Origin of the sequence: Winslowiella iniecta (assembly GCF_001267535.1) — a bacterium.
In the GTDB taxonomy this organism is placed as follows: domain Bacteria; phylum Pseudomonadota; class Gammaproteobacteria; order Enterobacterales; family Enterobacteriaceae; genus Erwinia; species Erwinia iniecta.
This window is the reverse complement of record NZ_JRXE01000008.1, coordinates 55,869-72,979: the sequence shown is the minus strand read 5'-3', so window position 1 is coordinate 72,979 and position 17,111 is coordinate 55,869. Positions and strand designations below refer to the sequence as shown.

At 51.8% G+C, this 17,111-nt stretch carries 14 protein-coding genes and 1 pseudogene; 9 read left to right on the top strand and 6 right to left on the bottom strand.

The features are described 5' to 3' along the window. Window positions 1–111 precede the first annotated feature (111 nt). Complete coding sequence (gene add, locus NG42_RS07210; RefSeq protein ID WP_052898605.1) at window positions 112–1,116, bottom strand: adenosine deaminase; 1,005 nt, start codon at window positions 1,114–1,116, stop codon at window positions 112–114. 224 nt (window positions 1,117–1,340) lie between these two features. On the opposite strand from add, the gene NG42_RS07205 reads away from it, so the two are divergent. Then, a complete protein-coding gene (locus NG42_RS07205) occupies window positions 1,341–2,486 on the top strand; it encodes an RHS repeat-associated core domain-containing protein (protein WP_052898604.1) in 1,146 nt (381 codons plus the stop codon). 191 nt (window positions 2,487–2,677) lie between these two features. On the opposite strand, the pseudogene NG42_RS23390 reads toward NG42_RS07205, so the two are convergent. From NG42_RS23390 to manA, 3 genes and pseudogenes are all read right to left on the bottom strand, one after another. Further along, window positions 2,678–2,797 (bottom strand): annotated as a pseudogene (locus tag NG42_RS23390) (transcriptional regulator); the annotation flags it as partial. Between the two features lie 158 nt (window positions 2,798–2,955). Further along, complete coding sequence (locus tag NG42_RS07195) at window positions 2,956–4,464, bottom strand: YdgA family protein (protein WP_052898602.1); 1,509 nt, start codon at window positions 4,462–4,464, stop codon at window positions 2,956–2,958. A 140-nt stretch (window positions 4,465–4,604) separates the two neighbouring features. After that, window positions 4,605–5,777 (bottom strand): mannose-6-phosphate isomerase, encoded by a 1,173-nt coding sequence (gene manA, locus NG42_RS07190; protein ID WP_052898601.1) that lies wholly within the window; start codon window positions 5,775–5,777, stop codon window positions 4,605–4,607. Between the two features lie 197 nt (window positions 5,778–5,974). Here manA and fumC point away from each other — a divergent pair, with 197 nt between their 5' ends. Continuing rightward, window positions 5,975–7,372 carry a class II fumarate hydratase gene (gene fumC / locus NG42_RS07185; protein WP_052898600.1) on the top strand — a complete coding sequence of 466 codons (1,398 nt, stop codon included), beginning with the start codon at window positions 5,975–5,977 and terminating at the stop codon, window positions 7,370–7,372. Window positions 7,373–7,429: 57 nt separating this feature from the next. Here fumC and tus read toward each other — a convergent pair whose 3' ends face one another. Together tus and NG42_RS07175 are read right to left on the bottom strand one after the other, a co-directional pair. Further along, window positions 7,430–8,359 (bottom strand): DNA replication terminus site-binding protein, encoded by a 930-nt coding sequence (gene tus, locus NG42_RS07180; protein ID WP_052898599.1) that lies wholly within the window; start codon window positions 8,357–8,359, stop codon window positions 7,430–7,432. Between the two features lie 187 nt (window positions 8,360–8,546). Beyond that, window positions 8,547–9,803, bottom strand: a complete 1,257-nt coding sequence (locus tag NG42_RS07175) for an MFS transporter (RefSeq protein WP_052898598.1) — start codon at window positions 9,801–9,803, stop codon at window positions 8,547–8,549. Window positions 9,804–9,897: 94 nt separating this feature from the next. On the opposite strand from NG42_RS07175, the gene NG42_RS07170 reads away from it, so the two are divergent. From NG42_RS07170 to NG42_RS07140, 7 genes are all read left to right on the top strand, one after another. Beyond that, the gene (locus NG42_RS07170) at window positions 9,898–10,779 is read left to right on the top strand and encodes a LysR family transcriptional regulator (RefSeq protein ID WP_052898597.1); all 882 of its coding nucleotides are present in this window, start codon (window positions 9,898–9,900) and stop codon (window positions 10,777–10,779) included. 153 nt (window positions 10,780–10,932) lie between these two features. Beyond that, window positions 10,933–12,150, top strand: coding sequence for a sugar metabolism global transcriptional regulator Mlc (mlc, locus tag NG42_RS07165; RefSeq protein WP_052898596.1), 1,218 nt, complete (start codon window positions 10,933–10,935; stop codon window positions 12,148–12,150). Between the two features lie 132 nt (window positions 12,151–12,282). Beyond that, a complete protein-coding gene (bioD, locus tag NG42_RS07160; RefSeq protein ID WP_052898595.1) occupies window positions 12,283–12,975 on the top strand; it encodes a dethiobiotin synthase in 693 nt (230 codons plus the stop codon). Between the two features lie 214 nt (window positions 12,976–13,189). Continuing rightward, complete coding sequence (locus NG42_RS07155; RefSeq protein ID WP_156322047.1) at window positions 13,190–13,747, top strand: hypothetical protein; 558 nt, start codon at window positions 13,190–13,192, stop codon at window positions 13,745–13,747. Window positions 13,748–13,829: 82 nt separating this feature from the next. Beyond that, a complete protein-coding gene (locus NG42_RS07150) occupies window positions 13,830–14,918 on the top strand; it encodes an RHS repeat-associated core domain-containing protein (RefSeq protein ID WP_053115721.1) in 1,089 nt (362 codons plus the stop codon). Window positions 14,919–14,945: 27 nt separating this feature from the next. Then, window positions 14,946–16,043 (top strand): RHS repeat-associated core domain-containing protein, encoded by a 1,098-nt coding sequence (locus NG42_RS07145; protein WP_072133195.1) that lies wholly within the window; start codon window positions 14,946–14,948, stop codon window positions 16,041–16,043. 51 nt (window positions 16,044–16,094) lie between these two features. Next, window positions 16,095–17,087 (top strand): trypsin-like serine peptidase, encoded by a 993-nt coding sequence (locus NG42_RS07140; RefSeq protein WP_156322045.1) that lies wholly within the window; start codon window positions 16,095–16,097, stop codon window positions 17,085–17,087. The last annotated feature ends 24 nt before the right edge of the window (window positions 17,088–17,111 follow it).

Here is a 17,111-nt window from a genome sequence, read left to right as displayed (position 1 = left end):
TGTCGGGGCGGCGTTTTCGCCGCCCGTGCCGAGGATAGCACTCCGCATACCGTCAGCACGGGAGCCGATAACGGCTCCCCTACAATGATGCCAGTTTTATCGAGCTTTGCGTTAACTCAGTGCCGCTACCTTCGCACGAATCTTCTCTTTCTCCGCTTCACTCAGAAACGCAATTTTCAGGCCGTTTTCTTGCGCGGTACGGATTTGCTGCGCGCTAAGACCCGCAGCCGGTGCGGCAACCTGGTATTCATGTGCCAGCTCAATCCCCTGAACTGCCGGATCATCGGTGTTAATGGTCGCCAGTACGCCATGATTCAGGAAAGTCGCCAGCGGGTGCTGGCTTAACTGTGCCACGGTGCTGGTCTGAATATTTGAGGTCAGGCAGGACTCGATACCAATCTGATGCTCAGCGAGGAAATCCATCAGCGCCGGATCGTCAACAGCCTTCACGCCGTGGCCGATGCGCTCGGCTCCCAGCTCGCGAATCGCCTGCCAGATACTCTCCGGACCGGCGGCTTCACCGGCATGCACCGTAATGCGCAGTCCGGCATCGCGTGCCTGGTTGAAGTGGCTAAGGAACTGACTGCCGGGGAAGCCCAGTTCATCACCGGCTAAATCAAGTGCGGTGATCGCGTCGCGATGCGCCAGTAATCCTTCCAGTTCACGCAGGCAGGCTTCTTCACCAAAGGTACGGCTCATAATGCCAATCAGGCGCACCTCAATATCATGCTGCTGACAGCCAGCTTTAATCCCGTCAATCACCGCCTCAACCACACCAGCCACCGGCAGATTGTGGGTCATCGCCATATAGCCCGGCGAGAAGCGCAGTTCGGTATAGTGAATGCCGGCGCGCGCCGCATCTTCCACATTCTCCTGCGCCACGCGGCGACAGGCATCCAGCGAACCGAGCACTTTAACGCCCCAGTCCAGTTTTTGCAGAAAGCTGACCAGGTCCGGCTCGTTTTGGGTGACCTGTACGTGCGGACGCAGCGTGTCCAGCGTAGACGCGGGCAGGGTAAGATTAAATTCGCGGCCTAAATCGAGGATGGTTTGTGCGCGGATGTTACCGTCAAGATGACGATGAATATCGGTAAGGGGAAGTCGGGTATCGATCATTTCGCACTCGCTTTGTTGTTTTAAGTAAAGTGCAGAGAAGTATAAAAACATCTTGCGCAAATACGCCAGAAATTTGCGCAACGCAACGGCTTAACTGCTGGTTAATTGCTCGCGTCAGGTTTATCCGCATCACACTGTGAGTTTATTGATGAGGTTTCGCTTGAGCAGAGATCAGGCTCTGTGGGAATTCTGGTTATCTTCAATCATTACGGTAAGACAAATTTATGCAAAACGGCCTGGTAAATTATAACGGTGAACGGCAGGACCTGGTTAATGGCGCTTATCATCTGGGTAACGGTTATCGTGCTTATCATCCTCAACTGATGCGTTTTAGTTGCCCGGACAGCTGGAGTCCGTTTGGCGCGGGCGGTATTAACCCTTACGCCTATTGCGGTGGCGACCCGATTAACCGTTCCGATGCCAGCGGGCATTTTAGCTGGCAGGCCGGGCTGGGTATTGGCCTGGGGGTTGTTGGCCTGCTGGGGGCGATCTTTAGCGGCGGCACCTCCCTGGTGGCGGCTGGCAGCCTTGATGCGGCGCTGGGATCGGCCAGCCTGCTGTCACTGATTAGCGGCGGTGCCGGGGTGGTGGCAGATGTCAGCGGGATTGCCAGCACGCTGCTGGGTGGTACCCATGCCTCTGCCGGGTCGGCGCTGGGGTGGGTGTCTTTTGCCTGCGGTATTATCAGTGCGGGGCTGACCCTGAGTTCAGCATTGCTGGCAGGCCGGCAGGCAGCACCGCAGGAACTGATTATCTGGCGGGATGAAGAACGCTTCCGTCCCGTTTTTAGATCGACGGTCACTCATAGTGCAATTCCGAACAGTAGCGAAAGAGATATCGAGTTCGTTTTTGACGATCGATATAAAAACGGTAAGCGGCTTAATGTTGTCGCGCATGGTGGCTTTGATGATTCTGCTGGCTATGCCCGGGTTAGCAACGGAGTGACTGACTTTACCGGCGATCAGTTTGCCAGTCATTTAGCGGAAAAGGGATTTGCAGACTTTAAAGATTATCAGTTCGCCCGGCTAATCGTGTGTGATTCGGCAACCGGGGTAGAGGACAGTTTTGCCGCCTCTTTTGCCATTAAGAGTGGTCTGCCAACCAAAGGCTATTGTGGTACTGTCTCGACCCTGGCTCATCTGCGGCGCTGTGTGAATTACACCGACCCCGTGAACTTTCCCTCTTTTCCGAGAACGACGCCATTGACGGCGATGATTTCAGTTGAACAGCTTAATGAGAGTTTACAAGCTTTAAAAAGCAAAATGCCTGAGATATTCCGTGTCGTTAAAAACGCAGCTGAACATCCGTATCATCCTTTTTATTTTGACCGGATGGGCAAGTACGTTAAGGGTTTTGACAGATTAGAATAGAGAGTAAAGCCGGTTTCGCGGCTAAAATCCGGCGCAACCAACATCTTTTTAGCGGCAGGACGCAGGCGCATACGGGTCAGATAATCTGCCAGTTGCGGGCGCTGCTGGAGCAGGCGGGCAAAGCCGGATTGCTGAATATGGTGCAGGCTTATCTGCGGCTGGAACATTGTGATGGCAGTGAGATGCAGTGCCTCAATCCATGCCAGATAGCTGGCCTGCGGCGGATGCCAGTTAAGAGCAGGGAAATGCTGATTAAGCTGATGCGTGACATAGTGCAGATTACTTTGCAGATACCCGCGCAGTTCCTGGAGGCAGAGGTAAATACTGCGCAGGGCTGACTGGTTACGATTCGCAGTGAATGGATTATTGAGTGCGGGAGTCAGTTCGGCGTAAAGAGAGGAAAGGTTGAATGCGGATGAAAAGAGTGTGAATCAGTGAGAAGGGGCGACAAAAATGCCGCCCCTGAGGTTTATTCCGCCGGTGCGCCTTCCGGCATAGCCGTCATCCCCCCCAGCATATAGCGTGACAGGAACTGATCGAGCGGCATTTTCTCACCGTTCATCGTGACCTGTCCGGTGCCATACTGCAGACTGGTGACAATATTGTCATCCTGCTGCGTGGTCAGTTTAAACATCTGACCCATCGCCGCGACGCCTTTCACCTGCTGCTCGGCCAGTTTCGCTGCCTGCTCCTGCGGGTGGCCTTCTGCCATCGCCACATGGGTCATCAGCTCGGTCGCCATATCCATCGAAACAACCAGCTTACCGTCGAGGGTTTTCAGCACGCGATCGGCAGCCTGATTGATATTCTGTGCCTGGCCGGTGGCGGTTGCCGGATCTTTAAAGTGAACCGACAGATTAAAGCTGCTCTCACCTTTGTCGTTTTTCCAGCTCAGCGGTGCCACGTTAATCACCGGATCGCCTTTCAGCAGCGTCGGCAGGTTAGCCACCAGAATCTGGTTCACTTCTTCCTGATAACGCTGCGGATCTTCTGCAATTCCAGGCTGGTTCAGCAGCGCCTGCATCTGAGCATTGTAATTCTCAGAGAAGGTTTTCAGCGCCGCGCCGTCAAGCTGGGACAGTTTCATCACCAGCTTGCCCTGACCAAAGGACTGATTCTGCATCTTCAGATTGTCGAGGGTGTAATCGATGGTGCCGGAGACCGCTTTATCATCAGAATCAAAGCTCGACGTGCCTTTTAACCCTTCCAGCGTCACCGCTTCTTTGCCATTGACACTGGCGGTCAGTTTTTTCAGGTTGATACCCTGATCGCCAATACGAACGCCCTGCGGGCTAAGATGGGTATTGGCGGTCGCTTTCACGCCGTTCAGCGTAAACAGCACCGGCATATCCAGCTGATTTTTGGTGGTGATGGCAATACTGTCGATATCGCCATCAAAGCTGACTTTATCACCTTTGGCATCGGCATCAATATTCAGCGTGCCGCCGTTCCAGGCAAAACGCTGGCCGCTTTCGGCATTCTGATAATCAACCGGTAACAGTTTAATCGCCGAAGAGGTGGCACCGCTGTAGCTGACGCGGGTATCGGCCTGAACCACGGATTGACCTTTGGTCAGCTCAAACAGCTGTTTCACCGCATCGGTATTATCCAGCTCGCTGTGAACTGACGCCATACCCGGCAGCAAATTGAATTTTTTCAGCTGAGCCAGCGGGAACGGGCCATGATCGATCTTTTCATTGAAGACGATGCTCTGACCTGGCTTCAGCAGTGAGTTATCCTCGGTTTGCGAGCTGGCCTGAACCACCAGTTTGGCGGTACTGCTGAACAGACCGCGCTGGTAATCCTGATAGCTCACTTTCAGACGGCTGTCCGGGGCAATATTACTCAGCTGCGCATTGGCGTTCTGCACCAGGGTATCCATATGGGTCTCAAGTTGCTTACCGGTAAACCAGGCACCGCCGGTCCAGATAACGCCCAGTGCAACTACCACACCTACTGCAATCTTGGTCTTTTTCATCTTGATTCGTCGTCCTTTCACTGATTTCAACCGCTGCCCACACAGTCCTGTAACCGGCAGCGAAGAAAAACGCCCGGCGGACGTTTTCGTTAATGGCTTGAATAATAATAGCAATTGCCAGAGCTGGCGTCAGCCCATTGTCAGAAATGGTTGTATGCCCGGGCGATACGTCCGTGACCACTGATCTTAACTGGCGACTCATTGGCGGCAATAAAACAGCTCTCTCCAGGCTGTAACATCAGCTGCTGCTGTTGCCTGCTAATCGTCGCGTTTCCTTCGATACAGAACAGGATCGCCGCGCTCTGTTGCGAAAGGGTGACGGGATCGTCGGTCAGGGTATGGATCGAAAACGCAAAGTCATCCACCGGCACAGGGAAATTCAGCGTATTGCCGTCAACTTGCGGCGGCATCAGCAACTGTTGGTAAGGGCTGGGGGTAAATTTAACGTTAGCCAGCAATTCCGCGATATCAATATACTTGGGTGTCAGGCCAGCACGCAGTACGTTATCGGAATTGGCCATCACCTCCAGCGCCACACCGCGCAGGTAAGCGTGCGGCGTTTCAGCAAACAGAAACATGGCTTCGCCCGGTTGCAGCTCAATCACATTGAGCAGCAGGGGCGAGAACAGGCCGCTGTCATCGGGCCAGAAACGACAAATCTCTTTAATGGTGTCCCAGGGCTGACCGTGCTGGCTGTTCAGTGCGGCTTTCAGCACGCCGAGCGCCCGCGATTTTTCCTCGCCCGCTAAAGACAGCAGGTGGGCAAACAGTTTTGCGAGGTTGTCGGCATCCACGTGTTGCAGGAAGTGAGCAATCGCCGGATGTGCGCCAGCGACCGGTTGCAGCAGCGACACAATTTCATGTAATTCACGAAAGCCGTTAATGGCAAGGAAAGGTGTCAGGGCATAAACCAGTTCAGGCTTATGGTTGGCATCTTTATAGTTACGGTCTGCGGCAGAGAGAGCAATTCCGGCGGCATTCTCTTTGGCGAAACCGGCAACGGCGGCCGATTTACTCGGATGAACCTGAATGGAAAGCGGCTGCCCGGCACACAGTACCTTAAACAGAAAGGGCAGCTCACCAAAGCGCTGCGCCACTTTCGCCCCCAGCAGGTGAGATTGATCCGTATCGATCAGCGCACGCAGACTGACTTTCTCGCCGTCGAGCTCAACCCGCGAAGGGCTTTTCGGGTGGGCGCCCATCCACAGCTCTGCCATCGGCTGCTGCTGCGGGTTAGGGATGCCATACAGATCGGTTAAAGCGGTTTTGCTGCCCCATGCGTAATTTTGCAGCGAATTAATCAACTTCTGCATCATGTCTTCCTGTTCAGCGCAATGTCACTGCGGTCATTAAAGCAGAATCCAGGATTAAAAAACCAGTTGATGTGCAATAAGCACGATTTAGTCTCATAATGTTAAATACTTGTGTGGCAGACTATCGTGCGCCCTTGTTGCCCAGAGCGGATGAAAGGGCCATTTAATATCAAATGTATGTGCTAAAGGAGACAGGAATGGCGGCCAATCGCGTTGAAAAAGATTCAATGGGACCCATTGATGTACCGGCTGATAAACTTTGGGGCGCTCAGACTCAGCGCTCACTTGAACATTTTCGCATCTCCACGGAAAAAATGCCGACTGCGCTGGTGCATGCGCTGGCACTGACGAAACGTGCCGCGGCTAAAGTTAACAGTGATTTAGGACTGCTGGCTAATGAGCGCGCTGTCGCCATTATCAAGGCCGCAGACGAAGTCCTCGACGAGCAACATGTCAACGAATTCCCGCTGGCAATCTGGCAGACCGGCTCCGGTACCCAGACCAATATGAATATGAATGAAGTGCTGGCGAACCGTGCGAGTGAAATTCTTGGCGGCGAACGCGGTATGTCACGTCTGGTTCATCCTAATGATGACGTCAATAAAAGTCAGAGCTCTAACGATGTGTTCCCGACGGCGATGCATGTTGCTGCGGTGATTGCGGTGCGCGAACATCTGATTCCACAGCTCAATACGCTGAAAGAAACGCTGCACAAGAAAGCTGAAGCCTACAAAGACATCGTTAAAATTGGCCGTACTCACCTGCAGGATGCCACGCCGCTGACCCTTGGCCAGGAGATCTCTGGTTGGGTGGTGATGCTGGAAAATAGCCTGAAGCATATCGAACAGAGCATTCCACACGTGGCGGAGCTGGCGCTGGGTGGTACTGCGGTCGGTACCGGTCTGAATACCCATCCGGAATATGCGGTGCGTGTGGCGAAAGAACTGGCGGAACTGACGGGTCAGCCGTTTATCACTGCGCCGAATAAGTTTGAAGCGCTGGCGACCTGCGATGCTCTGGTTCATGCCCACGGCGCGCTGAAAGGTCTGGCGGCCTCGCTGATGAAGATTGCGAACGATGTGCGCTGGCTCTCGTCTGGCCCACGTTGCGGCATCGGCGAAATTGCGATCCCTGAAAACGAGCCGGGCAGTTCCATTATGCCAGGTAAAGTTAACCCGACGCAGTGTGAAGCGTTGACCATGCTGTGTTGTCAGGTGATGGGTAATGATGTGGCGGTCAATATCGGCGGCGCTTCCGGTAACTTCGAGCTGAACGTCTACCGTCCAATGATTATTCATAACTTCCTGCAATCGATTCGCCTGCTGGCTGACGGTATGGACAGTTTCAATCATCACTGTGCGGTAGGTATCGAGCCAAACCGCGATCGTATCACTCAGCTGCTGAATGAGTCGCTGATGCTGGTTACCGCACTGAACACCCATATCGGTTATGACAAAGCGGCAGAAATTGCCAAAAAAGCGCATAAAGAAGGGCTGACGCTGAAAGGTTCTGCACTGAAACTGGGTTATCTGACTGAAGAAGAGTTTGATGCCTGGGTGCGTCCGGAAGATATGGTCGGCAGCATGAAATCGTAATCTGAAGTTAATCAGATTATTGTTAATCAAGCGGGAGCGATCCCGCTTTTTCTTTGGCTAAACCAGCCGGTCACTGTACAGATGCAGACGTGGAATAATGGCAAACAGCTTTTCCGCCTGAGGTTTATAGCGGTGTTTCACTTGTTCAGCATCGTAATTCAGCAGTTCACCCAGCGTGGGCACCTGATTTTTATCCGCACAGAGCACCAACAGGGGCGAAGGGCAGGCAAGCTGCGTCTGTTTCTGCTGGTGGACATTCCAGGTTCTGGCAATCGGCTGCACTTTTACCGGCCGTTTTATCTTCAGGCGGGCGTCAGCGGGTAGGGAATGAATTGCTTCAATCTCTTCCAGTACTTTTTCTGCCCACTGTTCGCGTGTCCAGGGCGCGACGGCGCGTCCCGCTTTAAGGCTACGCTCCAGTTTTTCTAACACCTGTTGGCGGCTAAGATTCTTAATAATATGTTTGTTCGCCCAGCCAAAACGCACGGTATCGGGGGCATCCAGCAGGGTAATGGCGCGATAAGCATTAAGCGTAATCAGCCCGCGCAGGTGGGTATGTACAAACTCGAAGCGCTCCTCACTCTCCACACCGGATTCAACGGTAATAATCTGTTCCAGACGCTGCTTAAGGCTATTAATACGCCCGACCTGCTGGTGGAGCAGGGCAGACTGGGCATCATCAGCCTGAAAACAGAGCGCACCGGGCAGGCGTACCGCCGCTTTGGTACTCAGTTGCTCCGACTGATGCTGCATAAACAGACGACAATAGTGTTCCAGCCCTAAAGCCAGAGCCGCGCTGCCGAGATGTTGCGTCACCTCAATATTCGCAATCTCATCATGCTCTTTTCCCTTAATGACCGGCGGCAAGCTGAATACGCGCCCGGTCAATAAACGCAGCGATTGCAGCTGCTGTTGTAGTTGATTCAGTTCAGCTTCCAGTTGACTGACGCACTGGTGCAGTGCGGCGACAGCATCATATTGCTTCATAGAATACTCTTTAGTTACAACATACAAGAGACTATAACTTGTTTTGGTGCGCATATCAGCAACATGCGTCAATTTATTTCTACAGGAAAGAAGGGCGGATGAGTGATATCGTCCGCCCGACGGGATGCCAGCCTGTCATGCTGCTTTAGCAATTAAGAGATTGATTTATCGTCAATAAATTCAGATCTTATAACTGGCGTTTTTTCAACCGATAACCGACCGCCAGCGCCAACAGTAACAGCGCGCCGATAAAACAGGTGATGCCCGCCCAGCCATAACTATGCCAGAACACGCCACCCAGCGTTCCGGCCACGCTGGAACCGGCATAGTAGCTAAAGAGATACAACGAAGAAGCTTGTCCTTTGGCGCGGCGGGCACGTGGGCCAATCCAGCCGCTGGCGACCGAGTGCGCGGCAAAAAATCCGGCGGTAAACAGCATCATACCGGGGAATATCAGCCAGAGTGTGTTGCAGGCGGTAATCAGTAGACCTGTCAGCATTATGGCGGTTGAAAACAGTAATACTGTGCCGCGACCAAAACGCGCCGTCATCGCCCCCGCTTTGGGTGAACTCCATGAACCGGTGAGATACACCACCGAAAGCAAACCCACCACCGCCTGGCTAAGAAACCATGGCGCACTCAGCAAACGGTAGCCGATATAATTAAACAAGGTGACAAAAGCGCCCATCAACAGGAAACCTTCGGCGAACAGCAGCGGTAAACCCTGATCGCGCCAGTGCAGGCGGAAATTGATCAGTAAACTGCGCGGTTTAAGTGAAGCAGGGCGGAAATGACGCGAGGCGGGCAGAATTTTCCAGAACATCAGCGCCGACGCCAGTGAAAAGCAGCCAATTACCGCCACCGCCACGCGCCATGAAGAGAAATCGGTAATCACGCCGCTGATCAGTCGGCCGCTCATGCCGCCAATGGAGTTACCGCTGATATATAACCCCATCGAGAAAGCCACTACGCTGGGATGAATCTCCTCGCTGAGGTAAGTCATGCCGACCGCCGCGACGCCGCTCAAGGACAGTCCAATCAGCGCCCGCATCAATAAAATCCCATGCCAGCTGGTCATGGTGGCCGACAGCAGGGTGCAGATAGCCGCCAGTAACAACGCGGTAACCATCACCGATTTACGCCCGATAGCATCCGAAAGCGGGCCGGTAAACAGCAGTCCAAGCGCCATCAGTCCGGTGGAGATCGACAAAGAAAGACTGCTGGCTGCCGGTGATACGCCAAATTGTTGCGAAAGCACCGGTAAGATGGGCTGCACGCAGTAAAGCAAGGCAAAGGTCGCCAGTCCGGCGGAAAACAGCGCCAGGGTAACGCGCATAAACTGTGGCGTGCCGCGCTTGATAAACAGATTTCGGTCAGAGGCAGAATCGGAGAGGCGTTCCACGTCAGAGTCGTCCAACGTTACGGCCTGGGATGAGCGGTTCACAACGGTTCCTTAAAAATTTATTAGTCTGTTAACCTTAAGGAAGCTGGATTATGATGTCTAATATATTAATAATCTCGAATAATACTTAAATCATATGAATATCGAGTTACGCCATCTGCGCTACTTTATTGCGGTTGCCGAAGAGCTGCATTTCAGTCGTGCTGCCCAGCGACTGAATATTTCTCAACCACCACTGAGTCAGCAAATTCAGATACTTGAACAGCAAGTTGGCGCACGTCTGCTGGCACGTACCAACCGCAGCGTGCAGCTCACACCGGCGGGTCAGCAGTTTTTGATCGACGCCCGGCAAATTCTGCTCAATGTCAGTCAGGCGGTCGACAAAGCCGCACGTCTGCATAACGGCGATGAAGGTGAACTGCGTATCGGTTTTACCTCTTCAGCGCCGTTTATTAAGCGGGTGTCGGATGCGTTATTCACTTTTCGCCAGCGCTATCCGCAGGTTCATATCCAGATGCAGGAGATCAACACCCGTCAGCAGCTTGAGCCGCTGAATGAAGGCCGTCTCGATCTCGGTGTGATGCGTAATACGCCGCTGCCGGACACGCTGGATCATCATCTGATTCTGCGGGAGCCTTTATATGCGTTAATGCATCGCGCACATCCCCTGGCGCAGCAGCAAACGGTTTCCGTGCAGGCGCTGGCTAATGAACCCTTTGTCTTCTTTGATCCCCAGGTAGGTACCGCGCTGTACAGCGAAATACAGGGTTTACTGCAACGTTATCAGATTCAGCCTTATATCACTCAGGAAGCCGGGGAAGCGATGACCATTATTGGACTGGTCTCTACCGGACTGGGCGTATCGATACTACCGGCCTCGTTTAAGCGAGTGCGGCTGGCGGATGTCGTCTGGATTCCGATTGAGGAAAACGACGCGCTTTCCGAGGTCTGGCTGGTCTGGGCACGGCAGCGTGAACGCAGTGCGCTGATGGAGCATATGATGGCGCTGTTGCTGTAGCGCGATCATATTTGCTCCTTTTACGAGCGCTGCACCGGGATTTGTGTGCAGTAAATCACAAATCGAATCAAATATTTGACGACACAGATTAAGTGTTTCACCATAGCGAAAAGGGTTTATTTAGAAGCGCGAAAATAAGCGGGAGCAGGGGTTGTGATAGCGGATAGTCAGCCTGGTCATATTGATCAGATTAAGCAAACCAATGCTGGCGTTGTGTATCGCCTGATAGATCAACATGGCCCTATTTCGCGCATTGAGCTTTCCAGACTGGCGCAACTGGCGCCCGCCAGTATTACCAAAATTGTGCGTGAAATGCTGGAAGCTCATCTGGTTCAGGAAACCGAATTTCAGGATATCGGTAGCCGTGGCCGCCCGGCTACCGGCTTAATCCTCGACACTGTTGGCTGGCATTACCTGTCGGTACGCATCAGTAAAGGGGATATCACCCTGGCACTGCGTGATTTAAGCAGCGCGTTAGTCACTGAAGAGCAGCTGCCGCTGCCACAGGAAGACAGCGAGCCATTGTTAACCCGCATTATCAATCATATTGACCAGTTTTTTATCCGCCATCAGCATAAACTTGAGCGCTTAACCGCGATTGCCATCACGCTGCCCGGTATTATTAATACCCAAACCGGTATCGTGCATCGCATGCCTTTTTATCCGGTAGTGGATATGCAACTGGGGCCGGAGCTGGAAAAACGCACCGGTCTGCCCATCTTTATTCAGCATGATATCTGCGCCTGGACCATGGCTGAATCCCTGTTTGGCGCGTCGCGCGGCGCACGCGATGTGATTCATGTGGTGATTGATCATAACGTTGGGGCCGGAGTGATCACTGGCGGACGCCTGTTGCACAACGGTAACAGCACACTGGTTGAGATAGGTCACACTCAGGTCGACCCGTACGGCAAGCAATGTTACTGCGGCAATCATGGCTGTCTGGAGACGGTGGCCAGCATCAGCAGCATTCTGACCCAGGCGGAACAGCGGATGCCATCCTCGCCGAATTCACGGTTACATCATCAGCCACTCAGCATTGACGCGCTATGTGATGCCGCGTGCCAGGGCGATCAACTGGCGACTGATATTATTATCGGGGTAGGGAACAGTGTCGGCCGCATTGTGGCGGTGATGGTGAATCTGTTTAATCCGCAAAAAATCCTGATTGGTTCACCGTTAAATCGTGCGTCAGAGATTCTCTATCCGGCGATCGCCGCCTGTATTCGCCAGCAATCACTGCCAGCCTACAGTTCGCAGATTGCTGTTGAGCCGACACAGTTCGTTAATCTTGGCACCATGCCTGGCGCGGCGCTGGTTAAAGATGCACTGTATAACGGTTCCTTACTGGTCAAACTGTTACAGGGCTAATCTGATTCGCCTTATCGACAAAAGCTTGCGCTAACGCAAACCTGAGCCGCACCGGCTCCTCTACAATTTTCCGACAGCAACCATTAGTTAAATTCATTAATTGCAGGTTATTGGCCTGTCGGAGATGCACGCATGTTGAGTCGTATATTTGTGACCGGTACAGATACTGCTGTCGGTAAAACTGTGGTTTCCCGCGCACTGCTGCAAAAGCTGGCGATCGAATACCCCCGCGTGGTGGGCTACAAACCGGTAGCAAAAAATAGCCAGCAAACCGAAGAGGGGTTGCGCAATAAAGATGCACTGATTCTGCAAACCTCTTCGACGCTGCAACTGCCTTATCAGGCGATTAACCCGATTACCTTGCAGGAAGATGAAATCAGCATCAATCGCGACCAGCCTGTCAGTTACCGCCAGCTCAGCGAGGGTTTACAGCATTTATGCCAGCAGGCGGATGCAGTGGTGGTTGAAGGCACTGGCGGCTGGCGCTGTTTGATGAATGATTTGCGCCCGCTATCCGAATGGGCAGTGCTGGAAAAACTGCCGGTGGTGATGGTCGTGGGCATACAGTCCGGCTGTATCAGCCATGCGTTGTTAACTGCCGAATCGATTATCAATGACGGTTTACCGCTGCTGGGTTGGGTGGCGAATCGGATTAACCCCGGCCTGGCGCACTACGCAGAAATTATCGAGGTACTGTGCGATAAAATCCCGGCACCGCTAATCGGCGAATTGCCGTATTTACCGCGCGCCGAACAGCGCGACCTGGCTAAGTATCTGGATTTATCGGCCGTGGAACAGACTTTTGGTCACTCTCGCACCGCCTGACGCCCGACCTTCCCCGAACTATTACGGTGAGGCTTAGCCTCACCGATCCTTCCAGACAAAACCATCACTTTGTGGTGTGTTTATCATGATGATTTTATTTGTATTTTTTCCATTTCCACCCTGAATAGTTTGCGCTATAAATAAATTCTCTGAGTAACAGGAGGATTTATGAACGGCAATATTGCAGGCTTTAACGGGCAGCGGCTGGATGCTTATGGTCGGCGAAGCACGCAGTTTCGAGCTGAACTTTTCACAATCTGAGGAGCATCTTTCTGCTGCGGGCAATGTCGCTGCCGGTCAACGCGAGTCATGGAAACAGGCACGGGCCTATATCGACGATCCGGCCAGTTTTACTCATAATATTGTTGGCTACCGGATTGAATCGGAAGATTTACATTACGTGAAACGGGAAAAAAACAATTACTTTGTTAATAAATTTAAACCCAAAAAATGGACATTCAGAACCAACTTCCGCGAGCACCCGGATGTCCCTTACTACGCCAGCGACGTGGCAAGATATCAGTATGAGAGAGTCTCGGCAGAACATGATTTTACTACCATGCCAGAGGTCATAAAAAGAAAACGCATAGCTAATGAATTAACGCCGGATGAAACCGAAGGCCTGGAGGGCGATGAAATATTTGCCGCATTTTTCCGCACGCCAGTAGGGAAATCTACCCAGCGAATTATGGCCGGATTTAACAGGACATCATTTGCAGTGGATCGTAACGATGATGATTTCTATGTCCGGCTTAATCGCCTGGATATTTAAAACAGGTCGAAAACAGGCCGTCAACTTTATTATTCGACTTCAAACGTATTAATAACGTCATCATTTTATATTGGAGAGAGTTATGAAAACCATTTCTGGCTTTAATGGTTTGCGCCTTGATCCCGTCAGTGGATATTATCATCCGGGCAACGGCTACCGTAGTTACAATCCGTCACTGATGCGTTTTACCGCACCGGACAGCTGGAGCCCGTTTGGCGCGGGCGGAATGAATGCTTACGGCTATTGCGCGGGTGACCCGATTAATCGTGCTGACCCGAGCGGTCATTTTAGCTGGCAGGCAGCGCTGGGTATTGGCATGGGGGTTCTGGGGGTTGTCGGGGCGCTGTTTACCGGCGGAAGTTCATTGATAGCCGTCGGGGGTTTAGAAGCTGCCATGGCCAGCGCTTCTGCCACGACCATGCTGATTGGCACCGCTAATTTGGTGGCTGATATCAGCGGTATCGCCAGTATCGCCAGCGCGGGCAGTAATCCACGCGCCTCGACGGCGCTCGGTTGGCTCTCCTTTGCCAGCGGGCTGTTATCGCCAGGCGCAGGCTTGCTGGTCGGCGGGAGCCGCTTATTACGCAGTGCTGCTGCGGATGGTGCGATGGTTTCAGATGCACAACATTTCGAGTTAATTTACGGAGAACCCTCCGAGAGCTTACTTGGCGCGGGTAACAGCAAACGACAGTCCTGGGAACAAGCACGTGCCTGGATTGATGATAAGAATAATTTTTTTCATTATGACCGGGATTACTCTGTAGGTTCAAAAGATCTTCAAAACAGAGGTAATAACTTCAGTAACACATTTGAAAGAAAAAAATGGACGTTTCACCATAACTACAGAGAAATAAAAGATGTGCCTTATTATGCAAGCGACGTGGCAAAATATCAGTATGAATTTATATCAAAAAAATATAATTTTTTCGGCGAGGTGCCGGAAACAATTGAAAGGACCACAATGACAAATGAAAGGACACTGGCAATGACAGATGGGAAATCCGGGCAGGAACTGTTTGACTCTTTTTTCAGAACAGAAACGGGGAAATCAACACTGCGTATTATGTCAGAGATCAAACCCGGTTTAACCGCTTACGCCGTTGAACGCCGTGTGAGACCAGCAGATGATTATGCTGTCGATTTTATTGTCCGACTTAATCCCATGAGATAACGCCCCATTTTTACAGCGGAGTTAATTATGCACGGCCCTGTTTCAGGTTTTAACGGACTGCGCAGCGATCCTGTCTGCGGTAATTATCATTCGGGTAACGGGTATCGCGACTTTTACCCGCATTTGATGCGCTTTAATGCGCCGGACTGTTGTAGCCCGTTTGGTCGCGGAGGGATAAATACCTATGCTTATTGTGCGGGAGATCCGGTAAACCGGGCTGACCCGAGTGGTCATCACAGCGTCTGGGGATGGCTGGGAATGGGTATCAGCGTGGCGCTGGGTATTTTGCTAACGCCGGTGTCAGCAGGCTCATCACTGGCCATGGTGTCCGTGGTCACTGCGCTGGTATCGACCGGGCTGGCGGTCGCGCAACAATTTGTGGCGGAGTCTGCCCCGAAAACAGCAGCTATCCTCGGCTGGGCAGCGTTAGGAATGGGGATAGTGAGCGGAGTGAGTTCAGCCGTGCTCTCCCGGATGTTGCCGGAGGAAAAGTCACTGTTAAGCCTGCTAAAAGGCCTCATTAACCGGCCATGTGGCGGACTGATGATTGAAGAAACCGGCGTCACAGGCAGAACTACTGAAACCTGCGGTGCTTTCGCTCCTCCCCAGCGGATATATCCACTGGGGGTGGTACCGGATGGCGAGGGGGGGCATTCTCTGAGTTTTGCGAAAGGAAGAAGGGTAAATGGAATCCCTCATCTTGATGTTTATGGTCACGGCGGATATGGGCCGGATGGTGTGGGATATTGCCATGTAGATGAACGGTCACTGAATGCTACAGAGTTAAATGAACATTTATTGCAACATGTTGAAAATTACTCTGAATATGATTCAGTACGGCTTATCACCTGCTTTTCAGCGGATGAAGGATATCAAGGCGAGTCTAGTCTGGCCTCTCAATTTGCTCAGTTATCACAAAAAAACATCATAGCGTTCAACGGGATTGTTAATAAAAGATTTTTGAGTGGCTTAACTGGAGTGATCATGGATGGTGCAGCGGTTAACCGATTTAAAGAATTTAATGATGATTTATTAGAGGTCAGACGATTTCTGAATGAAAGATATCCTCCCTTGAATACTAAGATGGAGGTGGCAGGTACCGCCAGACTATTTAAACCTTTTTAATAAAGAAAATCCGTAAGGTTTCCATTAAAAATTAATATTAAAGGACGCATCATGAAAAGGAATATTTCAACCATAGCCATGCTAATTTCTGCACTTACCCCTGCTATTGCATTTTCTGAATTGAATGACAGTAATACAGAAAATAACCCGCAGCCAAAACCTGACATCAGAGTGTTATCTGAAAGCAGAAGTGCTGATAATTACTGGACAGCAGAAAGGTTACGCGCCGCGAAACCGATGCCAGAGCCGGAAGTATCAGACGAAGAGCGGGAGCAAACGCCTTCACCAGATTCTCTCGCGAATCCGGAAAATGAAACAACTTTTATACTGGAGCCTTCGAGGTCAGAGCCTGAGGAAAGCGCCGCCTGGGCACAAGGGCAACCGGAAGAGGCGAATGTTAATCAACGTCCGTTCTGGAATGCCGGCAAATTATTCTTTTCTGCACCGGATGGCGATTTTAATTGTACCGCTCAGTTTGTCGGCCATAAGCGGGTATTAATGACCGCCGCCCACTGCATCAGAGATCATAAAACCGGTGCCTGGTATAAGAATTTTGTGTTTTACCAACGCTACAAGAATAACAGCTGGGATAAATCATTCCAGACCCGCTGCATGGCCGTCTGGAGTGATTGGGTGACAGGGACTGACAAGCAGAACTGGAGTAAGGATTACGGCTTTCTGACTACCCATTTTGACTCTGGCGCGGGCTGGCTGGGGTTAATGTCTGGGATTCCTCATACTCAGTGGACAGCGATAGGGTATCCATCAAATTATATGGAGGGTAGCTATATGCAAAAAGTTAACGGGCGTTTGGGCGAAAAACAGTTCAATGGTGAAGTCAGAATGGACGGTAACCCGATGAAGAAAGGCTCAAGTGGCGGTGCCTGGATTGCCGAATTGAACACGGATAATGCCAGTGGCAATTACGCCGTGGGTATCAATGCCAAAATTTTAAGTAATTATCCTGACAGTACCTTTGGTCCGTATTTTGATGCAAAAGTTTTCGATCTGCATAAAGCCGCTAAAGATGCATGCTATCTGTAAATCAGAGCAGCAAAAATAGCGGCC

Bases quoted from the DNA above. Each gene is read 5' to 3' on its own strand.
- NG42_RS07150 (WP_053115721.1), top strand. From the start codon at position 13,830: ATGAAAACCATTTCTGGCTTTAATGGTTTGCGCCTTGATCCCGTCAGT.
- NG42_RS07195 (WP_052898602.1), bottom strand. From the start codon at position 4,464: ATGAAAAAGACCAAGATTGCAGTAGGTGTGGTAGTTGCACTGGGCGTT.
- tus (WP_052898599.1), bottom strand. From the start codon at position 8,359: ATGAAGCAATATGATGCTGTCGCCGCACTGCACCAGTGCGTCAGTCAA.
- NG42_RS07145 (WP_072133195.1), top strand. From the start codon at position 14,946: ATGCACGGCCCTGTTTCAGGTTTTAACGGACTGCGCAGCGATCCTGTC.
- NG42_RS07155 (WP_156322047.1), top strand. From the start codon at position 13,190: ATGGTCGGCGAAGCACGCAGTTTCGAGCTGAACTTTTCACAATCTGAG.
- manA (WP_052898601.1), bottom strand. From the start codon at position 5,777: ATGCAGAAGTTGATTAATTCGCTGCAAAATTACGCATGGGGCAGCAAA.
- bioD (WP_052898595.1), top strand. From the start codon at position 12,283: ATGTTGAGTCGTATATTTGTGACCGGTACAGATACTGCTGTCGGTAAA.
- NG42_RS07170 (WP_052898597.1), top strand. From the start codon at position 9,898: ATGAATATCGAGTTACGCCATCTGCGCTACTTTATTGCGGTTGCCGAA.
- NG42_RS07140 (WP_156322045.1), top strand. From the start codon at position 16,095: ATGAAAAGGAATATTTCAACCATAGCCATGCTAATTTCTGCACTTACC.
- add (WP_052898605.1), bottom strand. From the start codon at position 1,116: ATGATCGATACCCGACTTCCCCTTACCGATATTCATCGTCATCTTGAC.
- fumC (WP_052898600.1), top strand. From the start codon at position 5,975: ATGGCGGCCAATCGCGTTGAAAAAGATTCAATGGGACCCATTGATGTA.
- NG42_RS07205 (WP_052898604.1), top strand. From the start codon at position 1,341: ATGCAAAACGGCCTGGTAAATTATAACGGTGAACGGCAGGACCTGGTT.